20 protein-coding genes are annotated in these 24301 nt (G+C 62.7%); 18 read left to right on the forward strand and 2 right to left on the reverse strand.

The features are described from left to right. The first annotated feature begins 21 nt into the window (after nucleotides 1-21). The 4 genes from AB1792_01695 to AB1792_01710 are packed head-to-tail and all read left to right on the forward strand — an operon-like array spanning nucleotide 22 to nucleotide 3668. Nucleotides 22-1695, forward strand: coding sequence for an Rne/Rng family ribonuclease (locus AB1792_01695; protein ID MEW5700930.1), 1674 nt, complete (start codon nucleotides 22-24; stop codon nucleotides 1693-1695). Further along, entirely contained in the window at nucleotides 1692-2297 is a 606-nt protein-coding gene (locus AB1792_01700; protein ID MEW5700931.1) for a hypothetical protein, read from the forward strand. Before AB1792_01695 ends, AB1792_01700 begins: the two co-directional genes overlap by 4 nt. Then, nucleotides 2290-3234: an ATP-grasp domain-containing protein gene (locus AB1792_01705; protein MEW5700932.1), complete on the forward strand. Its 945-nt coding sequence runs from the start codon at nucleotides 2290-2292 to the stop codon at nucleotides 3232-3234. The genes AB1792_01700 and AB1792_01705 overlap by 8 nt, the downstream gene beginning before the upstream one ends. After that, nucleotides 3231-3668, forward strand: coding sequence for a GNAT family N-acetyltransferase (locus tag AB1792_01710; GenBank protein MEW5700933.1), 438 nt, complete (start codon nucleotides 3231-3233; stop codon nucleotides 3666-3668). Before AB1792_01705 ends, AB1792_01710 begins: the two co-directional genes overlap by 4 nt. Nucleotides 3669-3906: 238 nt before the next feature. Here AB1792_01710 and AB1792_01715 read toward each other — a convergent pair whose 3' ends face one another. Next, a complete protein-coding gene (locus AB1792_01715) occupies nucleotides 3907-5706 on the reverse strand; it encodes a peptidylprolyl isomerase (protein ID MEW5700934.1) in 1800 nt (599 codons plus the stop codon). 237 nt (nucleotides 5707-5943) lie between these two features. Here AB1792_01715 and AB1792_01720 point away from each other — a divergent pair, with 237 nt between their 5' ends. The 14 genes from AB1792_01720 (at nucleotide 5944) to efp (ending at nucleotide 22885) form a co-directional block, all read left to right on the forward strand. Further along, nucleotides 5944-7935 (forward strand): M23 family metallopeptidase, encoded by a 1992-nt coding sequence (locus AB1792_01720; protein ID MEW5700935.1) that lies wholly within the window; start codon nucleotides 5944-5946, stop codon nucleotides 7933-7935. After that, a complete protein-coding gene (locus tag AB1792_01725; protein ID MEW5700936.1) occupies nucleotides 7932-8624 on the forward strand; it encodes a rhomboid family intramembrane serine protease in 693 nt (230 codons plus the stop codon). Before AB1792_01720 ends, AB1792_01725 begins: the two co-directional genes overlap by 4 nt. 132 nt (nucleotides 8625-8756) lie before the next feature. Then, nucleotides 8757-9710 carry a carbamate kinase gene (gene arcC / locus AB1792_01730; protein ID MEW5700937.1) on the forward strand — a complete coding sequence of 318 codons (954 nt, stop codon included), beginning with the start codon at nucleotides 8757-8759 and terminating at the stop codon, nucleotides 9708-9710. Nucleotides 9711-9864: 154 nt separating this feature from the next. Then, entirely contained in the window at nucleotides 9865-11247 is a 1383-nt protein-coding gene (locus AB1792_01735) for an HD domain-containing protein (protein MEW5700938.1), read from the forward strand. A 157-nt stretch (nucleotides 11248-11404) separates the two neighbouring features. Continuing rightward, nucleotides 11405-12544, forward strand: coding sequence for an ADP-forming succinate--CoA ligase subunit beta (gene sucC / locus AB1792_01740; GenBank protein MEW5700939.1), 1140 nt, complete (start codon nucleotides 11405-11407; stop codon nucleotides 12542-12544). Nucleotides 12545-12597: 53 nt separating this feature from the next. Then, nucleotides 12598-13656 carry a succinate--CoA ligase subunit alpha gene (gene sucD / locus AB1792_01745; protein ID MEW5700940.1) on the forward strand — a complete coding sequence of 353 codons (1059 nt, stop codon included), beginning with the start codon at nucleotides 12598-12600 and terminating at the stop codon, nucleotides 13654-13656. A 127-nt stretch (nucleotides 13657-13783) separates the two neighbouring features. Further along, nucleotides 13784-14203, forward strand: coding sequence for a nucleoside-diphosphate kinase (gene ndk, locus AB1792_01750; GenBank protein ID MEW5700941.1), 420 nt, complete (start codon nucleotides 13784-13786; stop codon nucleotides 14201-14203). 51 nt (nucleotides 14204-14254) lie between these two features. Then, nucleotides 14255-15142: an ATP-dependent Clp protease proteolytic subunit gene (locus tag AB1792_01755; GenBank protein ID MEW5700942.1), complete on the forward strand. Its 888-nt coding sequence runs from the start codon at nucleotides 14255-14257 to the stop codon at nucleotides 15140-15142. 394 nt (nucleotides 15143-15536) lie between these two features. Beyond that, nucleotides 15537-16937 carry a hypothetical protein gene (locus AB1792_01760; GenBank protein MEW5700943.1) on the forward strand — a complete coding sequence of 467 codons (1401 nt, stop codon included), beginning with the start codon at nucleotides 15537-15539 and terminating at the stop codon, nucleotides 16935-16937. Between the two features lie 177 nt (nucleotides 16938-17114). Further along, a complete protein-coding gene (gene larA, locus AB1792_01765; GenBank protein MEW5700944.1) occupies nucleotides 17115-18359 on the forward strand; it encodes a nickel-dependent lactate racemase in 1245 nt (414 codons plus the stop codon). Between the two features lie 100 nt (nucleotides 18360-18459). Then, complete coding sequence (gene mdh / locus AB1792_01770) at nucleotides 18460-19386, forward strand: malate dehydrogenase (GenBank protein MEW5700945.1); 927 nt, start codon at nucleotides 18460-18462, stop codon at nucleotides 19384-19386. 96 nt (nucleotides 19387-19482) lie between these two features. Further along, nucleotides 19483-20745: an isocitrate dehydrogenase (NADP(+)) gene (gene icd / locus AB1792_01775; GenBank protein MEW5700946.1), complete on the forward strand. Its 1263-nt coding sequence runs from the start codon at nucleotides 19483-19485 to the stop codon at nucleotides 20743-20745. Nucleotides 20746-21126: 381 nt separating this feature from the next. Continuing rightward, nucleotides 21127-22140 (forward strand): IS110 family transposase, encoded by a 1014-nt coding sequence (locus tag AB1792_01780; GenBank protein MEW5700947.1) that lies wholly within the window; start codon nucleotides 21127-21129, stop codon nucleotides 22138-22140. Between the two features lie 181 nt (nucleotides 22141-22321). After that, nucleotides 22322-22885, forward strand: coding sequence for an elongation factor P (efp, locus tag AB1792_01785; GenBank protein MEW5700948.1), 564 nt, complete (start codon nucleotides 22322-22324; stop codon nucleotides 22883-22885). A gap of 94 nt (nucleotides 22886-22979) precedes the next feature. Here the strand turns inward: efp and AB1792_01790 are convergent, their stop codons facing one another. Then, nucleotides 22980-24263 (reverse strand): hypothetical protein, encoded by a 1284-nt coding sequence (locus tag AB1792_01790; GenBank protein ID MEW5700949.1) that lies wholly within the window; start codon nucleotides 24261-24263, stop codon nucleotides 22980-22982. Nucleotides 24264-24301: the final 38 nt, after the last annotated feature.

The following is a 24301-nucleotide window of genomic DNA, read 5'->3' on the forward strand; positions in this document are numbered from 1 at the left end:
AAAGGACGGACTGACAAGAGCATGACCGAAGAGAATCCCGAGAAACCACCGCGCACACGCCGGCCACAGCGTACACGTACACAAAAACCCCGTCGCCCTCGTTGGGAAGCGCCTCCCGTCGATCTGCCGCCGGTCAAGAAAGAAATCATCATCAATGTCGGCGAGGCCGAGACCCGCATCGCCATCCAGGAGGATGGGAAGCTGGTCGAGTTGTTCTATGAGCGTCCCGAAGACACGAAGTTGGCGGGGAGCATCTACAAGGGAATCGTCACCTCCGTCTTTCCCGGGATGCAGGCGGCGTTCGTGGAGCTGGGCGAGGCGCGCACCGGCTTCCTGCACGGGTCTGACATCGGCCGTTTTGGGGACGACGATTTCGACAGCGAATCCGAGGACGAGGGCGAGCCGCCCCATGATCTGGTGAAAAAAGGGAAGCGCACAGCGATCGAATCGGTCGTCAAGAAAGACCAGGTCCTCCTGGTGCAGGTGGTCAAAGAGCCGCTGGGGACCAAGGGGGCGCGCCTGACGACCAATGTCTCGCTTCCCGGCCGCTTCGTCGTCTTGGTTCCGGATGACACGCACGTCCGCGTCTCCAAGCGAATCCAGAACTGGGCCGAGCGCCGCCGTCTCAAGACCGTGCTCGAACCCCTGCGTCCCGAGGGATGCGGACTCATTGCCCGCACCGAATCGGAGGGGGCGACCGAAAAGGACTTCAAGAGCGACATCAAGGACCTACTAAAGACCTGGAAGCAGATCCGCAAGGATGCCGACAAGAAGCGCGCCCCGGCCTGTCTCTACCGCGAGCTGGACATCACCGGCTCGATGATGCGCGACATCTTCTCCGACGAGGTGGTCCGGCTGGTCGTCGACGACAAGAAACTGTACAAGGAAATCGTCGGCTATTGCCGCAAGGTGGCGCCGGAACTGAAGGAACGCATCGAGCACTACGACGGCGAGGTGCCGATCTTCGACCTGTACAACGTCGAGGCGGAAATCGAGAAGATGATGGAGCGCAAGGTCTGGTTCAAGCGCGGGTCGTTCCTGGTGATCGATCAGACCGAGGCGATGGTGACCATCGACGTCAACACCGGGCGCTACGTCGGGAAGACCTCGCAGGAGGACACGATCCTGCGCGCCAACTTGCAGGCGGCCCAGGAAGTCGCACGTCAGGTGCGCCTGCGCGACATCGGCGGTCTGATCATCGTCGACTTCATCGACATGATGCATCACGCCAATCGCCGGCGGGTCTATGAAGAGTTCAAGCTGGCCTTCGCGCGCGACAAGGCGAAGAACTCGATTGCCCCGATCTCCGAATATGGGTTGATCGAGATGACGCGGCAGCGCATCCGCCCGTCGATCACGACCGCCCTGACCTCGCCCTGTCCGACCTGCGAGGGCACCGGCCGCGTCCTGTCGACCGAGACGTTGGCCGCGAAACTGGAGCGCTGGTTCACCCGCGCGCGCGTCGCCACCGACGTACGTCGTTTTCTTCTGGTCCTGCATCCGCACCAGGCCGAATACCTGCAAGAGGAGAAAGAGGTCCGCCTCAAGCGCCTCCGCAAGATCGCCAAACGGGAGATCATCCTGGAAACCGACCAACTCCTGGCGCCCGACAAGTACCGCATCTTTTCCGCCGAGGACGGTGTGGAATTGACCGACGCCTTCAACCCGCGGGCCACCAAATCGGGGAATGCATGAAGGAGCAGGACGACGAACCTCCGCCCACGCCGCTGGTCAATGTCAGCGGCAACTACGAATACCTGACCGAAGAGTACTACCGCTGCCAGGATGCCGAGCTGGCCGGCGCGGCATTGTCGTCGCCGTCCTGCGCGGACGCGCTGGATGCCTACATCGTCCCGGTCGCATTGGAGAAGGCGGCGATGGCGGGGCTGCCGGTCCCGGATTGGTTTCTGACCAATGAGTACTTCCAGCCGCCGGCGGTCGTCGACGCGGTCAATCCCTTCTCGCGGCGATTCGCGGTGGTGCGGACCGAGGTGGAATGCGCCACGGCCGCCAAGCAACTGAGTTGGAATTTCAAGTACACGTTCTGCGTGCAACGCATCCATGAGGCCACCGAGTTGGTCGAGGTGCGCATGGTGGCGGGGCGAACCGAGCGGCCCGATTATGCCGATTGGGCATCGCTGGTGTACGCGGTCTTCTCGGTGCCGGTGGCGGCGGTGCGGCTGCTCCGCACCGGGCCGGTCCTCCAGTTCTCAGCCATCGGCATGCTTCCCTGGCGGACGCTGACGGCGCAGGAGCGGCGCTGGGCCGACGACTTGGTGCGGAGGATGCGTGGGTAGACTGGCAGTCCTGGTCGAGCGCGCGACGATCAATCGCTCCGAGGAGCTGGAGGCGTTGCTGCGTTTCCGTATGGCCGCCGAGGCCCTCGGACATGACATCCATTTCCTCTTCCGACCCGAGTTGCGACGGATCCCGCGCTACGACGCCCTCTTCATTCGCGCCCTCACCGATCCGATGAACGCCACCTACGTCGCGGCGCGCATCGCCGAGATGCACGGCAAGCCGACACTCGACGATTCCCGTTCCATCGCCATCTGCTGCGACAAGGTTCACATGTACCGCCGCCTGATGCGGCACGGCGTCCCTGTTCCGCGCACAGCCATCCTCACCGCCGACCAGATCGAGCCGGCGATCGCCGAGCAGTTGTTCGCGGACATCGGGCGGCAGATCGTCCTCAAGGCCCCGAACACGAGTTTCTCGTCTCACGTCGAGCGCGTCACGACGGCCGATGAGTTCGTGCGGATCGGGCGGCGTTTCCTGCACCGCGCCGAGCGCATCGTCGCCCAGGAATTCATTGCCAGCACCTTCGACTGGCGTGTCGGCATCTTGGCCGGAGAGCCGCTTTTCTGTTGTCGCTACATGATCCCGGATGAGACGTTTAAGATCCAGGCCACGGTGAACGGGCACATGGTCATGGCCAAAGTCGAGCCGGTGCCGCTGGCCGAAACGCCGCCGGCGATCGTGGCCACCGCCATCGCCGCGGCGCGCGCCGTCGGGGGCGGTCTGTACGGCGTCGATCTCAAACAGTCCAACGGCGATGTCGTCGTGATCGAAGTCAACGACAACCCGACGATCAATGCCGAGGAGGAAGATCGCTACGCGCCGGACGTCTACGCCCGGATCGTCACCCATCTGATGCGACGGCCCACGGTCCCTGTGACGCGCCCGACGCACGCTCAGTCCGACGGGTTCACCAAAGCCCCTCACGTTCTGTGATCCGCCCCGCCACCACCGCCGATCTCGATGCCATCATGGAGATCGAGGAATGCGCGTTCGCCGGGGACAAGTTCCCGCGGCGGCGCTGGCGCTACCTGCTGACGACCGCGCACGCCGTCGTCTTGGTGGAGGCATCACGCGGGAACGTGCGCGCCGCCGCCGTCGTTGTCTTTCGACGCGGATCAAGGGTCGCGCGGCTGTACTCCATCGCCGTGCACCCGGGCCATCGCGGCCGGGGGATCGCGCGGCGATTGTTGCACCAGTGCGAGCAGGTGGCGCGAGCGCAGGGCTGCCGTTCGTTGCGACTCGAAGTCCGCGTCGAGAACGTCTCGGCACGGCGTCTGTACGCGACTTCCCGATACGCTCTGGTCGGGAGGACGGCTGACTACTACGAGGACGGCGGGGAGGCGCTGCGGTTTGAAAGGCCGCTCTGAGTTGGAGGGGCAAGGAGACCTCGCCCCTGCAGGTTTCGTCAACTCACGGCGGCACGGGTTCTCAGAATCGTAGGGTGCGTGCTCCGCACGCACCGTCAGGGAGGCGGTGCGTCCACAGGACGCACCCTACATGGATCTGGGACCCGACAACAGGATGAGTTGAAACGACAAACCCACGGCTGACGCCGGGGGCTATTGCCTTTCGCCCCTCCGGGGCTCACACGACCAAAGACAAAGCTTAATACTCGCCCGGTATCTGGTAGCGGAAGTCCTTCACGTCGGCGTCACGGCGCAACTGTGTGTACCACCCGTTGAAGGCCATCTGCTGCTTACTCTGCAACGTTGCTGTCATGATTGAGTCGCGCTTCTCGGCATAGATCTGCGGGTCGGCCGGGATGTGCTGCATCAGATGCATCACGACCGCACCACGCCCGACCTTGGTGGCTGGCGAGATGCTCTTCCCGCTTCGGGCCAGTGCGAAGGCGGCACCGCGGAAGGCGGGATCATCACCGAACGGATCGACCGAGTCGTACCGCCCGAAGGCCGCGGTTGAGTCGACCTTCTGGCCCAGACGCGTGGCGGCCTCGGCGAAGGAGGGCGCGGTCGCCAGTTGGTCGGCGATCGGCACCAGCGATTCATAGGCCTTCTGCTGGGCCGCCTCACTGCGCAGACGGCTTTGAATGCGGGTGCTGACTTCCGACAGCGGGGCAACTCCCGCCACGTCGCGCTGCGACACCCTCACGACCACATAGTTCCCCGGTATATCGAAGACGCCCGAGACAGTGCCGGGCTTGTTGTTGAAGGCGAATTCGGAGATGGCGGCATTATTGCCGATCCCGGCGATGTCCTGCCCGCGCTCGAACAGCCCGCTTTTCCGCAACCGCAACCCGCGCCGGGTGACGAGGGAATCGAATTCCTCCGACTTCGCGTCTTCCGCCAGCTGCTCCGCCTGGAGCCGAAGATCAGACAATGTCCCGCTGGTCGCCGTGACCTTTAACAGGATGTGCGCGGCATTCACCTGCAGGGAATCGCCGCTGCCGCGACGGCCCATCACCTTGATGACGTGGTACCCGAACCGCGACAGAACCGGCTCGGAGACCTGCCCCGAGTCGAGAGCAAAGGCGGCATCCTCGAAGGGACGCACCATCGCCCCTTTGCCGAACCAACCCAGGTCCCCATCGGTGGTGCTGACATCCTCCGAGTACTGGCGCACCAGCGCCGCGAAATCCTCGCCGCCGCGGACCCGACGCGACAGGTCCAAAGCCTCGCGCTGCACTTCGGCGGAGTCCACTGCCGACGGCTTGTGCTCGAAAAACACGTAGGTCAACTGCGCCCGGTCGCCATGCGTAAACTGCTCCTGATGATCGCGGTAGTACTGCTCCACCGCGGCGCTGTCGACCGTCCCGGCCGAGTCCATGAAGGTCTGGAGGGAGGCCAGGATGTACCGGATGCGGACTTTTTCCATCGCCGCATCGTACATCTCCCGCACTTCCGCATCATCGACGGTGACCCCCGACGTCACATACTCGTACAGCTTCTGTTGCAGGATGCGGGGGCGGACCAGCGCCTCGATTTGTATCCAGAGCTGTGGATCGGGATTCTGGTACGCCTGAAGGTACTTGCTGTAGTCGAAGTTGCCGTCGGTCTGGAAGAACTCGACCGTGCGGATCTCCTGCGGCGGGAAGCGGCGCAGGTGCTCGGCCAGCTCGCGGTTGGACACCTGCAGACCGGCCTGTTCGGTCACGCGGCGGAGCAGACGGCTGCCGACCATCTGGTTGAAGACGTCGTCCCGGAGCCGCAGGAAGTCTTCGTCGGTCAATTCCTTCTGCTGATCCTGTTGTTGTGCCACGGCGTTCTGATACAGAAGCGAGTAATCGTCGTACTTCAACTCCTCGCCGTCGACCTCGCCGATGACGCCGCGCGCTCCCGGACGGCTCGTGAACTCCATCCCCCAGGCGAAGATGATCGTCCCCACAAAGGCGGCCACCACGATCCACAGGATCGGCTTGGTCCCCGCCCGCATGACCCTCATGACCATGATCAGTCCACTCCCACGTTAATGCTGCTTTGGACGTTCAATCAGCAGATGTCCTTCCCTCGTAATATTGGCCCCTGCTGAGTCCGGCGCAACCGGCCCAGACTTTCAAGTATACATCAATCCCCTCCCCGCCACACCACCGATTTTGCCCTTCTCGACCCCGGCAATGACAACCTGTACGCAGAGCCCTCTCCCAAAGGCGTTGACAACCGCCGGGACCGGTCTTATGGTCGCGTTGTGAGAGCCCTGTCATCATCGGTTGCCCTGCTCTTGGTGTCGGTTTCTGCCGTTTCCGCCTTGGCGGGTGCCCCCCGGCCGGGGACGCTGGTTTGGCCGCTCGATGGGCATGACCGGATCACGGCCGGTTTCTGCGACTATCGTGCCCGGCATTTTCATGGCGGGATCGATATCTCGACCGACGGTCGGGAGGGACTGCCGGTGCGTGCCGCCGACTCGAGTTGGGTGATGCGCGTCTCGACCTCGTGGTGGGGTTACGGGAAGGCGGTCTATGTCAGACTGGCGCAAGGCGGCGTCGCCGTCTATGGCCACCTGTCAGATTTCTCCCCGGCGATTGCGGCCTATGTCGAAGAGGAGCAATACGCCTCAGAGCGGTACCAGCAGAACCTCCTGCCCGCTCCCGGTCAACTCCCGGTCGCCTGTGGCGAGGTGATTGGCAAGACCGGGCAGACCGGGGTCGGCCCGCCGCATCTGCATTTCGAACTCCGCACCGACGGGAATCGACCGATCAATCCGATCGCCTGGGTCTTCCCTCAGACGGACAAAATCTCGCCGACTATCGTCTCGCTGACTTTCGTCCCGCGGCAGCCGCAGGACTTGACCGCGGAGCCGTCGATGGTCGATGGATCACTTCTTCCGGTGACTCTGCCGACTGCCGACGTTATGAAACGCGCCGCGATTCCTGTTTCGGGAGAGGTCGGTGTGGCTGTGCTGGTCAGGGACCGTGTTGACTCGACGGGCGGCATCATCACCCCATACAAGGTTCTATTGCTCGCCAATGGCGAGCCCGCCTGTGAAGTGCGCTACGACTCAATCAACTACGATCAGACGCGTCTGATCGACTTGGAGCGAGTCTACGATCCCAAGCCGGGAATCGACCCGCGTGCCATCTGTCTGTTCCGCCGCCAGGGCAACTCGCTGTGGGAGTACACGAGCGTGGTCGATGACGGTTGGCTGGTGACCGGTAGGTCGCTGCCTGATGGCGATACCAGCACAATCAGTGTCGAAGTCGAAGACGCCGCCGGCAATCGCACTGTAGCCGCGGTTCGCTTGCTGCCGGTCGACAAACCCGGTCCGGTGAGAGATGCTCAAGCCGCACACGACACGTTCGATATTGAGCCGGCGTGGAACGGACTGGTTCTCTCGCGGACTGGTACTACGCCCGGCAAGGACTACTGTCCGGTAGCCGTGGGGAATCGCTGCCTGCCCGGATGGCCGGGTCGTCAAGGAGTCTGGAGCTTCTGGATCCCCGCACTGCCCGGACTGGACACGGTGTGGCTCGACGCCAAGGACGGTGGCGCGATCGGACGGCGTACTGTGCCACTTTCTTGGATGGCGGTGGCGTCAGAGGAAGGCGGCACGTTGCCCAGCCCGGACGGCGCGGCCTCGGTCACCATCGGGCCGGATGGTCTGTATGAATCGACCTTCCTGGTGTTGCGTCTCGCCTCCAAGGGGAATGCAGCAAGCGCAATGACGCCTTTCTATGAATTCGCCCCCGCCGACATCCCGCTGGCCCGCGATGCCCGACTGTCGATCTCGTCGGCGTCAGTCAATGCACCCACGGACAAACTGGCGATTTACCGCTATCTCGGCAAGACCGCCGGCTGGGACTTCGCCGGCAAAGATCGCGACACAGATGCCGGGACGATCAGTGCGACGATTCCGCGCACGGGATCATATGCACTGCTGGTGGACACGACACCGCCTTCGATTCGCAAAGTGACGCCCGGCAAAGGGGCCACGATCAAGGAACGGCGTCCGACAATACGCTTTGTTCTGGGAGATGACTTGTCGGGCCTCGGCTCCGATGCCGATGTGCGTATGACGATCGACGGCCGCTGGGTACCGGTCGAGTACGACCCCGATCTGGGAACCGCCATGGCCCGGCCGCGTTGGGAATTAGATCGGGGAGAGCACCGGGTAGAGATCACCGCCCAGGATCGCATGGGAAACCAGAGTTCATTCACGCGCGTGTTCCGGACCACGCCATGATCCCGCTCCGCGACGATAATCCGACCAGTCGCAAGCCGTATGTGACCATTGCCCTGATCGTGGCCAATGTGCTGGTCTTCCTCTACCAGACCGCGCAGGGGCCGTATGCCGAGGCGTTCGTGATGAAATTCGGTCTGATTCCCTATGAACTCACGCACCGCATCGAGCTGTCGCCGCAGGTGAGCTTCCCGGCGGTTGCTACGATCTTCACCAGCATGTTCCTGCACGGCGGCTGGATGCACCTCGGCGGGAACATGCTCTATCTCTGGATTTTTGGGAACAACATCGAGGATCGTCTCGGCCCCATCCGCTTCCTCATCTTCTATCTTCTTTCCGGGGTCTGCGCGGTGTTGCTCTTTGTTCTGACCGGGCCGAACACGCAGGTGCCGTTGGTCGGCGCCTCCGGGGCGGTCTCCGGAATCCTGGGAATCTATGCCTTGCGTTTCCCCCGTGCCCGCGTCCTGACGCTGCTGTGGTTGGGATTCTTCGTGCGGATGGTGTGGATTCCGGCCTTGGCGTTTCTGGGAATCTGGTTTGCGATGCAGTTGCTATTCTCCGTGCCGACGATCGGTACATCGAGCGGCGGCGGTGTCGCCTACATGGCGCATGTCGGGGGCTTTCTCTTCGGCATGTTGGGGGCCTTGGTGTACAAGCGGCGGTTTGAGGGAGCGCCGCGCGTGAATTGGTAGGAGCGGGGTTTCCCCGCCCACAATGGAAGAAGGGCGCGGAGACCGCGCCCCTACCCGAGACTGTCTGTAGGGTGGGCTCCGCCCACCTCTTTCCTGACATAACGGTGGGCAGAGCCCACCCTACGAAAACACATGATCACCGACGCCCCCAAAGCCGTTGTCGCCCTCGGCGGGAATGCGATTTCCCGCAAAGGCGAGGCGGACACGATCGCCAACCAGTTCCGGCACACGCGCGAATCGCTGGCGGCGATCATCCCGCTGGTGAAGCGCGGCTACAATCTGGCGATTAGCCACGGCAATGGTCCGCAGGTCGGCAATGCCCTGTTGCGGATCGAACTGGCGCGCGACAAGGCGCCGATCCTCCCGCTCGGAGTCTGCGTGGCCGACACCGAAGGCGGCATGGGGTACATGATCGCGCAGTCGCTCCAGAATCGTCTGATGCGCGAGCGGCTCGACCGACCGGTGGCGACCATCATCACACAGGTGATTGTCGACCGTCACGACCCGGCGCTCGCCGATCCCTCGAAGTTCATTGGGCAGTTCTATTCTGAGGAGGAGGCGAAGCGCTTCGCCGCCGAACGTAACTGGACGGTCAAACGCGACGGCAATCGGGGCTGGCGGCGCGTGGTTGGCTCGCCGATCCCGACCGGAATTGTCGAGGGGCCGGTCATCCGTGCCATGGTCGAGGATGGCACCATCGTCGTTGCCGCCGGTGGCGGCGGCATCCCGGTGTATCTGGAGGATGACGGTACTTACGAAGGTCTGGACGTTGTTATCGACAAGGACCGCGCTTCAGCGGTTCTCGGTCATGCGATTGGTGCCGAGATCCTGATTATCCTTACAGAGGTCGATCAGGTGGCGCTCGATTTCGGGAAACCGACGCAACGTGTCCTTGACCGCATGACGGTTTCGGAGGCGCGACGATATTATGCGGATGGTCACTTCCCGCCGGGGAGCATGGGTCCCAAGATCGAAGCGGCGATTCAGTTTCTCGAAGGTGGCGGACAGGAGGTTCTGATCACTTCCATCGCCGCCGCCGCCGATGCCCTTGATGGGAAGGCGGGAACACGGATCGTGCCGGGGTAGCGCCTGTGCGACACGGACCTTGGTCCGTGAATGGCGATCATGCACCCGGCTCTGCACTGACCAAGGTCAGTGGCACGACCGGTGGCCCTGACCTTGGTCAGGGTATGATATTCGCAAACCCTGACAAGCGTCAGGGCCACATGTCCTTTCCCTGATGGACGTACCGACAACATCAGCGCTCCCGTGGCTGGCCGAACTCCTCGCCGAAGGTGAAGTCTACGAGGTCGGCGGGTCGGTGCGGGACCGCTTTTTGGCCCGGCAATCGGGCGCCGATATGCCGCGTAAGGACCGCGACTATCTCGTGCGTCGCATTCCTCTGGAGCGATTGCAGCGGATTCTGCGGCGACATGGGACCGTTAACCTCGTGGGTCGTTCCTTTGGCATCATCAAGTTCACCCCTGCCGTCGAAGGTGCCGGGCCCGCCGCGACACACGACATTGCCCTGCCGCGTTCGGAGCGCTCCACCGGCGTCGGCCACACCGATTTCGACGTCGACTTCGACCCCGGTCTGCCGTTGGAAACCGACCTGCGACGCCGCGACTTCACGATCAACGCGATGGCGTCCGACTGCGCCACCGGGGAGATCATCGACCCAACCGGCGGACGCGCCGATCTGGAACATCGCGTCCTGCGCATGGTCTTCCCGGCGGCGTTTGAGGAGGATCCGCTGCGCATCCTGCGTGGGGCGCAGTTTGCCGCACGGTTCCATCTGACCGTCGATCCGGCGACCCATGATGCCATGCGCGCGGCCGCCTTTGGCGTCGCCACCGTGAGCGCCGAACGGATCGCCGAGGAGTTGAACAAGCTGCTGACGATGGCGAGCACGCCCTCCGTCGGGTTTCGCCTGCTGGAAGAGCTGGGTGCTCTGCGGCGTTTCCTACCGGAGTTGGTGGAGACCGTCGGGGTCGATCAACCGGGTGGGTATCACGCCTACAACGTCTTCGAACACTCCTTGTACACGGTCGATGCAGCGCCGCCGCGTCTGCGGTTGCGCTGGGCCTGTCTCCTCCATGACATCAACAAGCCGCAGTGCAAGGAAGTCGACGGCGACAAGGCGACATTCTACGGTCATGAGAAACGCGGTGCCCGCACCACGCAACGTCTCTTGGCCCGGCTTCGCTATCCCCATGAGTTCGGCGAGGAAGTGTCGCGTCTCGTGGATCGGCACATGTTCACGACATCACTCACCGACAAGGGCGTGCGACGGTTGATCCGCACGGTCGGCCCGGAGCTCGTCTACGATCTGCTCGATCTGCGTCGCGCCGACGTGGTCGCGCAGGGGAGAGGCGGACGGACCGACGACGTCGACGAGCTGGAACGACGGATCACCGATGAGATCAACCGCAAATCGCCGTTCGGTCTGAAGGACCTGGCGATCAACGGGAATGATCTGATTCGTGAGCTCGACATGCGGCCGGGCCCGCGTATCGGCTGGGTCCTCTCGCAGCTTCTGGAAGCTGTCTTGGATGACCCGGTGACAAATACCCGCGAGGCGCTTCTGGAGATTGCTCGCAAGCTCTTGAACGCCAAGGAATAGCCGGTCCCCGGCAAACGCCGGCCGCAATGTGAATCCTGTTGTTGTCACCGCGTCTCACCGCTAACTTCAATCCGCTGTCGCCGACTGCGGCGCGTCGTAGACTCGACGTGCGGACCTCGGGACATCACGTGTCTAAGATGACACAGGGGAGTGCAGCATGAAGATACATGAATACCAGGCGAAGGACATCTTCGCCTCCGCCGGTATCGCCGTCCCGCGGGGCCGTGTGGCGTCCACGCCGGAAGAGGCGCGCACCATCGCCGGGGAAGTCAAGGGGACAGTCGTGGTCAAAGCCCAGGTGCATGTCGGCGGACGGGGCAAGGCCGGGGGCGTCAAGTTGGCGCGCACCGCCGCTGAGGCCGAACATCACACCGCCGCGATTCTCGGCATGGATATCAAGGGCCTCACCGTCAAGAAAGTGCTCGTTGCCGAGGCGGTGGAGATCGCCTCGGAGGCGTACGTCGGCGTCGTTATTGACCGCAGCATCCGACGCCCCGTCCTGATCGTCTCGGCCGCCGGGGGGATGGACATCGAGGAAGTCGCCCGTCGCTTCCCCGAAAAGATCGTCAAGTTGCCGCTCGATCCGCTGCTGCCCTTCCAGCCGTTCCAGGCGCGTCGCGTCGCGTATGCGGTCTACGACACACCGTCGGTGATTCAACAGGCCTCCGACATCATCGGTCGTCTGGTGCAGGTGTTCTGGCAGCATGACTGCTCATTGGTGGAAATCAACCCGCTGGTCGTGACCCCGGGTGACAAGGTGTTGGCGGTCGACGCCAAGATCAATTTCGACGATAACGCCGCCTGGCGGCACCCCGAGTGGGAAGCGCTGCGCGATCCGGACAGCGAATTGGCGGCCGAGGTCGAGGCCAAGGCCAACGATCTGTCGTTTGTGAAGCTCGATGGCAACATCGGCTGCGTGGTCAACGGCGCCGGGTTGGCGATGGCGACGATGGACATGGTCAAGCGGTTCGGCGCCGAGCCGGCGAACTTCCTCGACATCGGCGGGTCGTCGAGTCCGGAGAAGGTGATGGCGGCGATGCGCATCATTTTGCGCGATCAGAATGTGCGCGCGATCCTGTTCAACATCTTCGGGGGAATCACACGCTGCGATGATGTCGCCCGCGGGATCGTTCAGGCCGTCCGACAATTGAAGCCGAAGGTGCCGATCGTGGTTCGTCTGACCGGAACGAATGAGCGGGAGGCCAAGACGATCCTGGAGCAGATCCATCTGCCGGTGGCGCCGGGGATGGAGGCGGTGGTCCAGCAGGCAATCGAGCTGGCGCGTCAGGCCGCGTGAGGTTGTAGGTCAGGAGCCCTGTGCTCTTGACGTCATGGCTGAAGGGATGGAACATGAGCATACTGATTGACAAGACAACGCGCGTGGCGGTCCAGGGGATCACCGGACGCGATGGGTCGTTTCACACCCGGCAGATGATCGAGTACGGCACGAAAGTCGTGGCGGGGGTGACGCCCGGCAAAGGGGGGACGACCATCGAGGGCGTGCCGGTGTTCGACACGATGGGAGAGGCGGTCCGCCGCACCGGCGCGAACACATCGGTGATCTATGTGCCGCCCCGGTTCGCCGTCGATGCGCTCTATGAGGCCGCCGACTCGGGCGTCAAGCTCGTCGTCTGCATCACCGAGGGCGTCTCCGCCAACGACATGCTGCGCGTCAGCCGCTATTTCGAGATCGCCGGGGTCCGTCTGGTCGGACCCAACTGTCCCGGGGTGATCTCACCCGGAGTCTGCAAAGTCGGGATCATGCCGGGGCCGATCCACAAGAAGGGTTCGGTCGGCGTGGTCTCGCGCTCAGGGACGCTCACCTACGAGGTCGTGCACCACCTGACCAAGGCCGGACTGGGACAATCGACCTGCCTTGGCATCGGGGGCGATCCGATCATCGGTACCCGTTTCGTCGATGCCTTGGCGCTCTTTGAGCACGATCGTCAGACGGAGGCGGTGGTGCTGATCGGCGAGATTGGCGGCAACGATGAAGAGATCGCCGCCGATTTCATCCAGCGCCAGATGACCAAACCGGTGGTGGCCTTCATCGCCGGACGCACGGCCCCACCGGGCAAGCGCATGGGGCATGCGGGTGCCATCATCGCCGGCGGTTCCGGGACCGCGGCGGAGAAAATCGCCGCCTTTCGCGCCGCCGGTGTGGAAGTCGCCGAATCGCCGGCCGAGATCGCCGAGATGGTCGCCGCGGAATTGAAGAATCGTGCCGCCCGAAAGAAGGCGCGCTCGATTGTGGTGCCCACAGCTCCGAAACTGGCGGCTGCCCCCAGCCGGCGTGCCGACAAACGTCCCACCGCCAAGAAGACCAAGACAGTGTCCCGCGAGCGCAAGGTCAGCCGGCCCAAAGGCACGGCCACAAAGAAGAAACCGGCGCGCAAACGCAGCCGGTAATTGGGAACGATAACGGTTCCGTGTCCCACCCGAAGGGTGGGAGTCCGGCCGTCGCCCAATCACAACCGTCAGACATCACCGTGTGAACCATCCCACCCTGCGGGTGGGGCACTCGAGAAAGGCGAGAATGTCCGAACGCACGCTCCTGATCATCAAGCCTGATGCCACGGGACGGAACCTGATCGGCGAGATCATCCGCCGCCTCGAACAGGCGCGCTTTGTCGTGCGGGCGCTGTGTCTGCGACGTTTGTCGCCGGAGCAGGCGCGGAAATTCTATGCTGTCCACGAGGGAAAGCCGTTCCTCGATTCACTGTGCCGCTTCATGTCCTCCGGACCGATCGTGCCGATGGTCCTCGAAAAAGACAACGCGGTGGCTGATCTGCGCACGCTGATCGGCGCCACCGATCCCAAGAAGGCGGCCTGCGGCACGCTGCGGTCCGACCTGGCGCTCGATCTGGAACGCAACTCTGTCCATGCCTCCGATTCACCGGAGAACGCCGCGACGGAAATAGAGTTCTTTTTCGGTGAGGACTTGCGCTGCAAGTGACTGCACGCTTCATTACATCTGGACGCACTGGTACAACCGATGGAACAAGCCATGAAGAATGGAAAGAAGAAAGTGGCGGTGCATCCGCAGGAGCTTCGGGATTTCGCGGAAGCAAGAGGGCGTTCCGCGGTGTTTCTCTTCCTTCCTGAATCGCTGGAGTTGGTCAATGTCTATCAACTACAGCTTTTGCTGGAGGATCGGAGTTTTCGGGAACTCGACATCGTCATCCATTCAGGCGGTGGGGACGTGAATGCGGCCTATCAAATCTGCAACCTTCTCAGAAACCGGACGAAGAGACTGACCGCCTGTGTGCCGTTTTTCGCCAAGAGTGCCGCGACACTTCTATGCATCGGCGCCGACGAGATGGTCTTGGGTGAGCTTGCCGAGCTCGGGCCGCTCGACACTCAGATACTGGAGACGAAGCGTGGGGGGAAGCGTGGCTTCACCTCTGCACTGAACCCGTTCAAGACGCTCGAGCAACTCCAGAGATTCTCATTGGAGACATTGGACCTAGCCGTGAAGATGATTGCTGAGCGATCAGGAATGGGTCTGGACGAGTGCCTCCGGCATGCGACTGAGTTTGTGAAGGTCACCACGGATCCACTGTTTCGTCAGCTTGACCCGGAAAAGCTCGGGGAGTACAGCCGCGCACTGTCAATCGGCAAGGACTATGGGGACCGCCTGCTCCGCAGATTCGCGAGGTGGGAAGAGGATAAACGCGCGGAAGTCCTTGATAGGCTTGTCTATCGCTATCCATCGCATGACTACGCCATCAACTGCGCCGAGCTGCAAGAGATGGGGTTTCAGGCTCGCTATTTCGATGGGAAGGAACGGCAAGCGGCCAAGGGGTTCGTCAATTTGATAGGTCAAAGAGCGCAGGTGGTAGAACTCGTATCTCTTCCGGAAACTGCCGATACTGGAGCAGTGACACCGTCCTGAGGAGTTGTACATGCGAAGGAATCACAACCGCTGGCGCATTCGTAAAGGCGCGGGCGCCGCAGAGACGCCGCCGGGTACCCTGCGAAGCTTCCTTGATCGTGAACTGGCAGAAACACGCGTGTTTGCGGATCGATTATATCGAGGGCTGTCCCGAAGTTCTGTGGCGACGCCGACGATTTCCCCGTCAGTGGAGACCTCTTTCTTGCCCGGAAGCGACTCGGCCTGAGCGTGCCGCACCGCTGACAGCTGTAGGTGTTGGCTTCGCCAAGTTGAGTCGGGGGGCGAGGGCCTGTCGCCTCTGTCTCTTGTCATTTCGGGAATATCGGCGTCGGCCGGCGGTATAATCCGGTGGTGACCTGTGTCAGCCAGTCGGCACACAGGGAAGGGGAGAGGAGTGACTATGCGTCGAGGATCGCTCGCATTGGCAGCCGTGGCGCTGGCCTTGATCGCCGGTTGCAGCGGCAGCAACCCCACCAAGCCGCACAATCAGTACACCCCGCTGGCCGGTGGCGGACGCCAAAGCGGAGACGATCCATTCCGCGGGGGACCGGGTGAATCCGGCCCCGAGAATCCCATCTTTGATTCCCTCGTCGGCTTTGTCCCGATCTTCTACTCGGACATCGATTGTGCCAACCAACCGGCCCAGCGGGTCATCGACAACGAGACCGATTGGAAGGTCTGGTGGGAGGCGACCAATTCCTGCCTCTGGCGCGGACCGATGGGTCCCGATGATTCCCATCCTCAGGGGCCGCGCGGGCCGATGGGACAGGACAGTTCTGGAACTCGCGTGCCTGCCAGGCCGGGGGTGCGGTTCGATAGTCTCCCGATTGACTACCGCTTCGCCGATCCGATCATCGTCGATACGAACACCGTCGACACCACGATCATCGATACGCTGCCATGTGATCGCTGCATTCCCGAAGCGCCCGAGGTCGATTTCTCGCGCAATGTGGTCATCGTGATCGCTCTGGCCCCCGATTCCGGAGCGGGATGCGCCCGGTACATATCGGTGACCGGAGTCGAGAGCAGCGGTGGCGGTACTGTCGTGTCGTATGATGTCCTGACTCTCTCCGAGGAATGCTGTGCCTTGATGGAGCGTCCCCAGATGATGACTCCGGGGTCGCCAACAATCGCGGTGCTGGTGCCGCGTCCGGTGACCGAGCCAGTGACTTGGGACCGTCACGACTTAGAGCGAAACTGTAGCTGGGGGCCGGATCTCAATGAACCACAAACGATTTACTACACGGACGCGGCCTGTGATCTCGGCCCGGATGAGGTCGTAATCACCGATTCGCTGCAATTCGCCGAGTGGATCAACACCGCCGTCGCCTGCGATTCGGTCCGCTGGTATGATCATTGGGTCAACCGGCCTGACTCGATGGAGTGGCAGGGCGACAGCGTGGTCATGCCGCACGACCCCATGCCGGGCGATTCGATGGTCGGCGGTCAACCGGTGCCGATGCCGCCGTGGTGGGGCGGTGTGGCGGTCGATTTCTCGACGCATGCGGTGATCATTCTCCGGGCCGGGGAAACGTCTCGCTGGGGTGGCGGGGTCTGGCTGGACGATATCCGCTCCGGCTCCACGGGGACGGTGATCGACTACAGCGTCATGATTCCGGGAGATGACTGCCCCACTGTTGACGACGAGCTCTCGGCTGTCAACCCCACTGTGGCGATCCGTGTCCCGCTGCCGGTCACCTCGCCGGTGACTTGGAACCGACGTACCGAAACGATCGAGTGCAACTGGATGATCGACTCATCCGGGATGGGATTGGAGCTCCTCCGACCGCGCTGATTGGACGACTCGACGAGGGGGGAGGCAAAGGCCCGGACTACGGTCCGGGCCTTTTTGCGTCATCGTTGAGGAGATCAGCCGGCCGGTAATGTCAAAAACCGTGCCTCCGGCGAGCGGCTGTGTTTTTCCTGACAACGGTGCCCGTATATTCGCCTTCGTAGGGATTGGATGACATCGATGTCAGTACCGACCGTTTCGATCCGCTACGGCCCCCGCTCCCTGCCTCTGCGTCTACCCGCGGATGCACATGTCGACGTGGTCGGGCGCCGTGCCGCCACGCGGTTTGGCGATGCCGTGATGGCAGAAGCTCTGGCGTCGCCTTGTGATGCGCCTTCGCTCAGCGAATTCCTGCGCGGCGCCCAGTCGCCCTTGGTCGTCGTGAACGATGCGACGCGCTCGACGCCGACCGCGCGCATGCTGGCGTTGCTGCTCCCGTCGCTGTCGCAGACAGGCCACTGGCGGGTCATTGTCGCCACTGGTCTGCACCGCGCCCCCAGTCCCGAGGAAGAACGCATCCTCTTCGGAGATCTGTTGCCGGTGGTGCGCGGTCGGTATCTCGTCCACCATGGCTATGATGATGCCACCCATGGCCCCGTCGACGGGGATAAACAGGTCACTGTGAATCGGGCCGTGCTGGAGGCCGACCGATGGATTCTGCTGACTTCGGTCGAGCCGCATTTCTTCGCCGGGTACACCGGCGGCCGCAAGGCGATCATCCCAGGGTTGGCGGGTGCGAAGACGGTGGAGCGCTCGCATGCGGGCGCCGTCTCATCGGCGGCCGCGCCGTTGCGTGTCGATGACAACCCGGTGCGGCAGTACATCCATGAGCGCACGCGGTTCTTCGAGCACCGCAAGATATGGGCCTTTCAGGTGGTTCTGGACCGCGATGATCGGGTGGCGGCCGCCTTCGCCGGTGACGTGGACGCCACGTTCACTCAGGCGTGCCGGGCCGCCGACGATTTCTATGTCGTTGCGATCGGACAGCCCTATGACATCGTGATCTCGGCTGTGCACCCGCCCTTGGACCTCAATCTCTATCAGACCATGAAAGGGTGGGAACTCTCCCAGGCGGGCGTGCGCGACGGCGGTGTTCTGATCGTGACCGCCCCGTGTCCCGAGGGAATCGGCGCTTCGTTCTACACCCGACTGATCGAGGCTTATCCCGATCCGACCCGGTGGCTGGGGCTGGAGGATCGTCCGTACACCATCGGGCTGCACAAGTTGGTGCGCACGGCCCGTGCCCGGGCGCGCTTTAGTCTGTGTGCCGTGACCGACATTGCACCCGACGAGGTGGCGCGCTACGGCTACGAGCCGTTCTCCTCGGTCGACCAGGCCCTGCCATGGGCATTGGAGCGCGTGGGTCCGAGGCCGCGTGTTTTGGTGGTTGAGGATGCGGCACTGACCACCATCAAACGCGCCTGAGACGGTTCAGTCGACGATGACTGTGATACACGGCGAATGGGTAGCTGGGCACGTATAGTCTCGAACGTCCGCCGATCGGCGGGGGATGAAAGGGGATCCAATGGAGAAGAAAGTCACGGTTGTAGGAGCGGGGAATGTCGGCGCGGCCTGCGCGCAGTATCTGGCCGAGGCGAATTTTTGTGACGTGGTCCTGATCGACGTGGTCGAGGGAATGCCGCAGGGCAAGGCGCTCGACCTGACACAGGCCGGACCGGTGCGCGGGTACGACACGCGCGTCACGGGCTCCAATGACTTCGCCGCTGCGAAGGGCTCGAATCTGATCATCATCACCGCCGGTCTGGCGCGCAAGCCGGGGATGAGCCGCGAGGACCTGCTCAACTCAAACATCCAGATCATGGATTCGGTGATGGCGGGGATCAACGCTCACTGTCCCAACACCATGCTTTTGGTCGTCTCCAATCCGCTCGATGTCATGACCTACCGCGCCTGGCAGAAATCCGGCATGAAGCCGAATATGGTATTCGGGCAGGCCGGCGTCCTCGACTCGGTGCGTTTCCGCACATTCGTGGCGATGGAAATCGGGTGCGCGGTCACCGATCTGCAGGCGATGGTCCTCGGCGGCCACGGCGATTCGATGGTGCCGTTACCCCGCTACACCACGGTCGGCGGGATTCCGATCACCGAGATTCTCGGCAAGGATAAGATCGATGCCATCGCGCAGCGCACCCGTGACGGCGGCGCCGAGATTGTCAAGCTGCTCAAGACCGGGTCGGCCTACTATGCGCCGGCGGGGGCGACCGTGCAGATGGCCGATGCCGTGCTCAACGACCGCAAGCGCGTCGTCGCCTGCTCGGCATACCTCAGCGGTCAGTATGGCCTGACCGACGTGTTCACCGGTGTCCCGGTCACGTTGGGCCGTGGCGGCGTGGAGAAGATCCACGAACTGAAACTGGAGAGCGACGAGCTGGGAGCACTGCAGAAGTCGGCGCTGGGCTACAAAGAGATCATCAACGGCCTGCCGAAGTGAGGCAGGTTCCATAGTGTGTTCCCGGGTGCGGTCGGGTGCCCACACCCGACCGCAGCGCCGGGTGTGGGCACCCGGCGCCACGGAAAAGGAGAAACCATGGCAAAAGCAGCCGCGGCGGTGAAATTCGCGAAAGTCACGCCGCCGACTGACGGTCAACCGATCACGATTGTCGGCAACCAGCGCGTCGTTCCCGACAATCCGATCATTCCGGTGATCGAGGGGGATGGGACCGGCCCCGACATCTTGAAGGCGGCGCGCAAAGTCATCGATGCCGCTGTGGCCAGGGCCTTCGGTGGACGTCGGCGCATCGTCTGGTTCGACGTCTATGCCGGGGAGTCGGCGTTGGCGCACTACAGCGACATCCTCCCGCAGGATACGATCAAGGCGATCAAGACCTACATCGTGGCGCTCAAAGGCCCGCTGACCACGCCGGTCGGGGGCGGTTTCCGCAGCTTGAATGTCACGATGCGACAGGTGATGAACCTCTATGCCTGTGTGCGCCCGGTGAAGTACTATGCCGGAGTCCCCTCGCCGATGAAGCACCCGGAGAAGCTCAACGTCATCATCTTCCGCGAGAACACCGAGGACGTCTACGCCGGGATCGAGTGGCCCAAGGGGAGCAAGGAAGCCAAGGCGGTCATCAAGTTCCTGCAGACGAAGATGAAGGTGAAGGTCCGGTCCGATTCGGGGATCGGTGTCAAGCCGATCTCGGTGACCGGCACACAACGGCTCGTGCGCAAGGCCATCAACTACGCCATCGACAACCACCGGACGTCGGTGACCCTCGTCCACAAAGGGAACATCATGAAGTACACCGAGGGTGCCTTCCGCGACTGGGGATATGCGCTGGCGAAGAAGGAGTTTGCCGCACAGACGATCACCGAGGCCGAGGTCACCGAGAAGCACGGCGGCCAGGTCCCGGCCGGGAAACTCCTGATCAAGGACCGCATCGCCGACTCGATGTTCCAGCAGGTGCTGCTGCGTCCCGATGAGTATGATGTCATCTGCACGCCAAACCTCAACGGCGACTATCTCTCCGATGCCTGCGCCGCGCAGGTCGGCGGACTGGGGATGGCGCCCGGCGCCAACATCTCCGATCACGTTGCGCTCTTCGAGGCGACCCACGGCACCGCGCCGAAGTACGCCAACAAGGACATGATCAATCCCGGCTCGGTGATCCTCTCGGCGGTGATGATGCTCGACTATCTCGGCTGGAGCGAGGCGGGACGGATGATCGAACGCGCCCTCGAAAAGACCATCGCCGAGAAGATCGTCACCTATGATCTCGCGCGGCTGATGGAGGGCTCGCAAAAAGTCGGTACCTCGGCCTACGCCGACCGGATCGTGCACAACATGTGAAATCCACGCATCACGCATGACTATTGTAGGGGCGCACGGCCGTGCGCCCCTTTGTCTTGCGGGCACGGCCCGCCGTGCCCCTACACGCAGGTCGTTTCCGTTCGTGTGTAGGGGCGCGGTCTCCGCGCCCTTCTTGGGACATGAGGGCGGGGAAACCCCGCCCCTTGTATCTTCGGTTCATGTCATCGTTGTTCGCCCGATCGGGAGAGGCTGGCTCGCCCCTGAGGCTCTGCGCCTGTGTCGTAGATGGGTCGCCCGGTCGGTTGCACATCTGGGCCATCGAACGGTATCTGAGGCGATCCTTCCGGACCAGCCCTGATTGACAAGGTGGATGGGGATGTCGCGAACGACGACCGGCACAAACACCCAGGAGGTTGTCCCATGAGCGCAGAACGATTGTGTATCGGCGTGGATGTCGCCCAGGCAAGCTTGGCGGTGTGGGCGTGCACGCCGGACAAGAGGTCGCAAGGATCCCGGACGTTTGAGAACCGCCGGGCGGGGTTCGCACAACTGGTGCGGTGGGCCCGGCAACTGGCGGTGCGTTTGGAGTGCACGCCCATCCACGTCGGGATGGAGTCCACCGGCGTCTATGGGCAGGCGTTGGCGGCGTATCTGTATCAGGCTGAGGGGATCACGGTCAGCGTGATCAATCCGGCGCAGATCAAGCACGCGGCGCGGGCGAATGGGGCGCGGACCAAGACGGACCGCACCGATGCCCAACAGATCGCGGTGTTTGTGGCGGAAAAGACGCCACCGACGTGGCAGCCGGAATCGCCGGCCGTGGTCCACCTGCGCGCCTTGGTGCAGCGCCTGGAGCAACTCAAAGAGATGCAGGTCCAGGAACGCAACCATCGGCACGCGGCCAGCCATGGCGCCCATACCGCCACGGATGTCCTGACCTCGATTGACGAGTCGTTGGTGGTGATCCACAAGCAGATCGCCGCCCTGCAGAAGCGCTTGCGCCGTCATCTGGATACCCATCCGGAACTGCGGCAGCAAACCGATCTGTTGCAGACCATCGACGGCATCGGCGAGTGGACCGCCGCCCGGATGATCGCCCGCGCCGGCCGCGCCCTGGTCGAACGCAGTGGCCGCGAACTGGTCGCCCATGCCGGTCTGGCCCCCGGGGAACGGCAATCGGGCACCTCGCTGCACACCCCACCGCGCCTCGTCAAGATCGGACGCGCCGACTTGCGCTGGGCCCTCTACATGCCCGCCGTCTGTGGCAGCAAACACAACCCGGTCCTGCGCGCCCTGTTTCAGCGCATTGTCGCCAAAGGACGGCCACCCATCGTCGCCATCATCGCCTGCATGCGCAAATTGCTCCACATCATCCATGGCGTACTCAAAACCCAGACACCCTTTAACCCCGCGCTCCACCTCACGAGCGCTTGACAAACAAGACGGTATCTACGAGAACGTGCGTGGTTCCGTAGGGGCACGGCGCGCCGTGCCCGCGTGCCCAACGATTGCAATGACGTTTCTCTGGCACACGCCTCGACCCGTGCGTTATCTTATGGTTGGGCGGCGATGAATATGATGGCCGCCGTAAACAAACACGGGGAGACGAAACGTCATGATATCGACCAGCGATTTTCGCATCGGCAAGAAGCTCAAAGTCGAAGGGGAACTTTGGGAGATTGTGGATTTCCAGAACGCCCGCACCGCGCAACGTCGCGCCAAGGTGACCACCAAGCTGCGCAACCTCAAGACCGGGCGCGTCCTGGAGCGTGTCTTTGCCTCTGGGGAGACGTTCGAGGAGCCGGAATTCGAACACCGTTCGATGCAGTACATGTACACCGACGGCACCAGTTGGAACTTCATGGACAATTCCAACTACGAGCAGGTGGCCCTGACCGAGGAGCATTTGGAGGGATACGCCGAATTCCTGATGGAGAACCACGACTACAAAGTCTTGTATTTCGAAGGCAAGCCGATCTCGCTCGACCTGCCGACCGCGGTCGTCCTCGAGGTGACCGACTCCGAGCCGGGCGTGAAGGGCGACTCGGTCTCCAATCTCACCAAGAGCGCCACGCTCGAAACCGGCCTCGTCGTGAAGGTCCCGCTGTTCATCAAAATCGGCGACAAGGTCAAGGTCGACACCCGCACCAAGGAATACCTCGAACGCGCGACGGGGTAAAGCCCGTTCATTGCCGTTCCATCCACTGTGCCACGGGTCTTCAGACCCGTGTCCCCTGATGTAGGGCGGGCGCCCCCGCCATCTAACAGTGCAATTAGGGGGCGGATGATCCTCGAATGTCGAGGATATGGACTGCCATCAACACGCCGGGAGGAGTAGACGCCTGCGCCTTGGTAATCCGCATGGGTGACGACCCTTGGCGAAGGAGAATGCACTCATCACGCGGATCTCGGAACACAGTACCAATCAGTGTGACACGGGACACGTGGTCGTACGTGAACACTTCGACTCTTGTGCTGTCGAGTCCGACCTTCGAAACGTGAAGTGTGTCTTGTGTGTCGTGCGCTACCCAGATTGACACGCTCGAGACGCTGGCATTTGCGTTCCCACGGATTGTGACCCGCTCAACCTGGTCCCAAACGGAGAGGACCAGTGTGTCGCTGTACGGTGGAGGGAAGGCTTCTCCTGGATCGTGGTTACCCGTGATGATGCTGACCATCGCTTCAAGGTCTGCCCGCGTCAGCAGCTCGCCATCGCCGTTGATGTCACTTGCGGCAATCTGGCGCCCACGGCGCGCGGGATCCGCATCCCAGACGCGATCTCCGTAGATGAAGTAATTCGTGAGGAGTATAGCATCTCCTATCTCTTGTGCAACACCATTGAGGTTGATGTCACCGACAAGGGTCGCCGGCGGTTGTTCAAAATGTACTGCGCCGGAAACAAACCGGAGGAGTGGTCTCAGAGTGTACCTCCGCGGACAATTCCCCGTGTCATAGGGTGCCCACAGGCCGTCGTGGCGCTCGAGTGTATCTGCCATGTAGATGATGTTGTCATCTTTGGCGTCCATGAACGTGTTGTCCAGACAATCGCCGATCCAGAACCCGACCTCAGTCGTAGTCCCGAATCTTCCGCGATGAGCGGTGGCCACGAAGTTCAGCGTGCAAAGGGCACCGTCTGGCAGGAGTTGTGGCGGTCGTGGTGACTGTGCATTGCCCCGATCACGGAACGCCTGAATCTCAATGCAGGAGAGCGGCCGAGCGGTGCCGTTACGGATGAGGGACTTGCGGGTACGCCACGTGAAGTACTCCCATTCCGAGATTGCGGGTCCTTGGTCGGTGCCGACAAAGGACAACGCGCTGTCGTCATACGAGACGACGAAGTTGATGCTCGCGAGCGAGTCGATTCTGTCGGGAAGTGACTCGTCCCACGCTACGCGTACAGGCAGATGCACATTCATTCCCGGGAGAGTTGTGTCCGAGTCGATTGAGATGACCGCGGCATAGGGGCGTTCTTGCTCCCCCGGTCCCGTCGTACCGCTGCAACCGGCGAGCACGACGGCGACGCCCAGCAGCGCGAATCCAAAGAAGCGACCGGCCATTGTATCTTGGGGTCTGGTTTGTGACCCCGCTCACACGC

The organism is Candidatus Zixiibacteriota bacterium (assembly GCA_040752595.1).
Lineage (GTDB): Bacteria > Zixibacteria > MSB-5A5 > WJJR01 > WJJR01 > JACQFV01.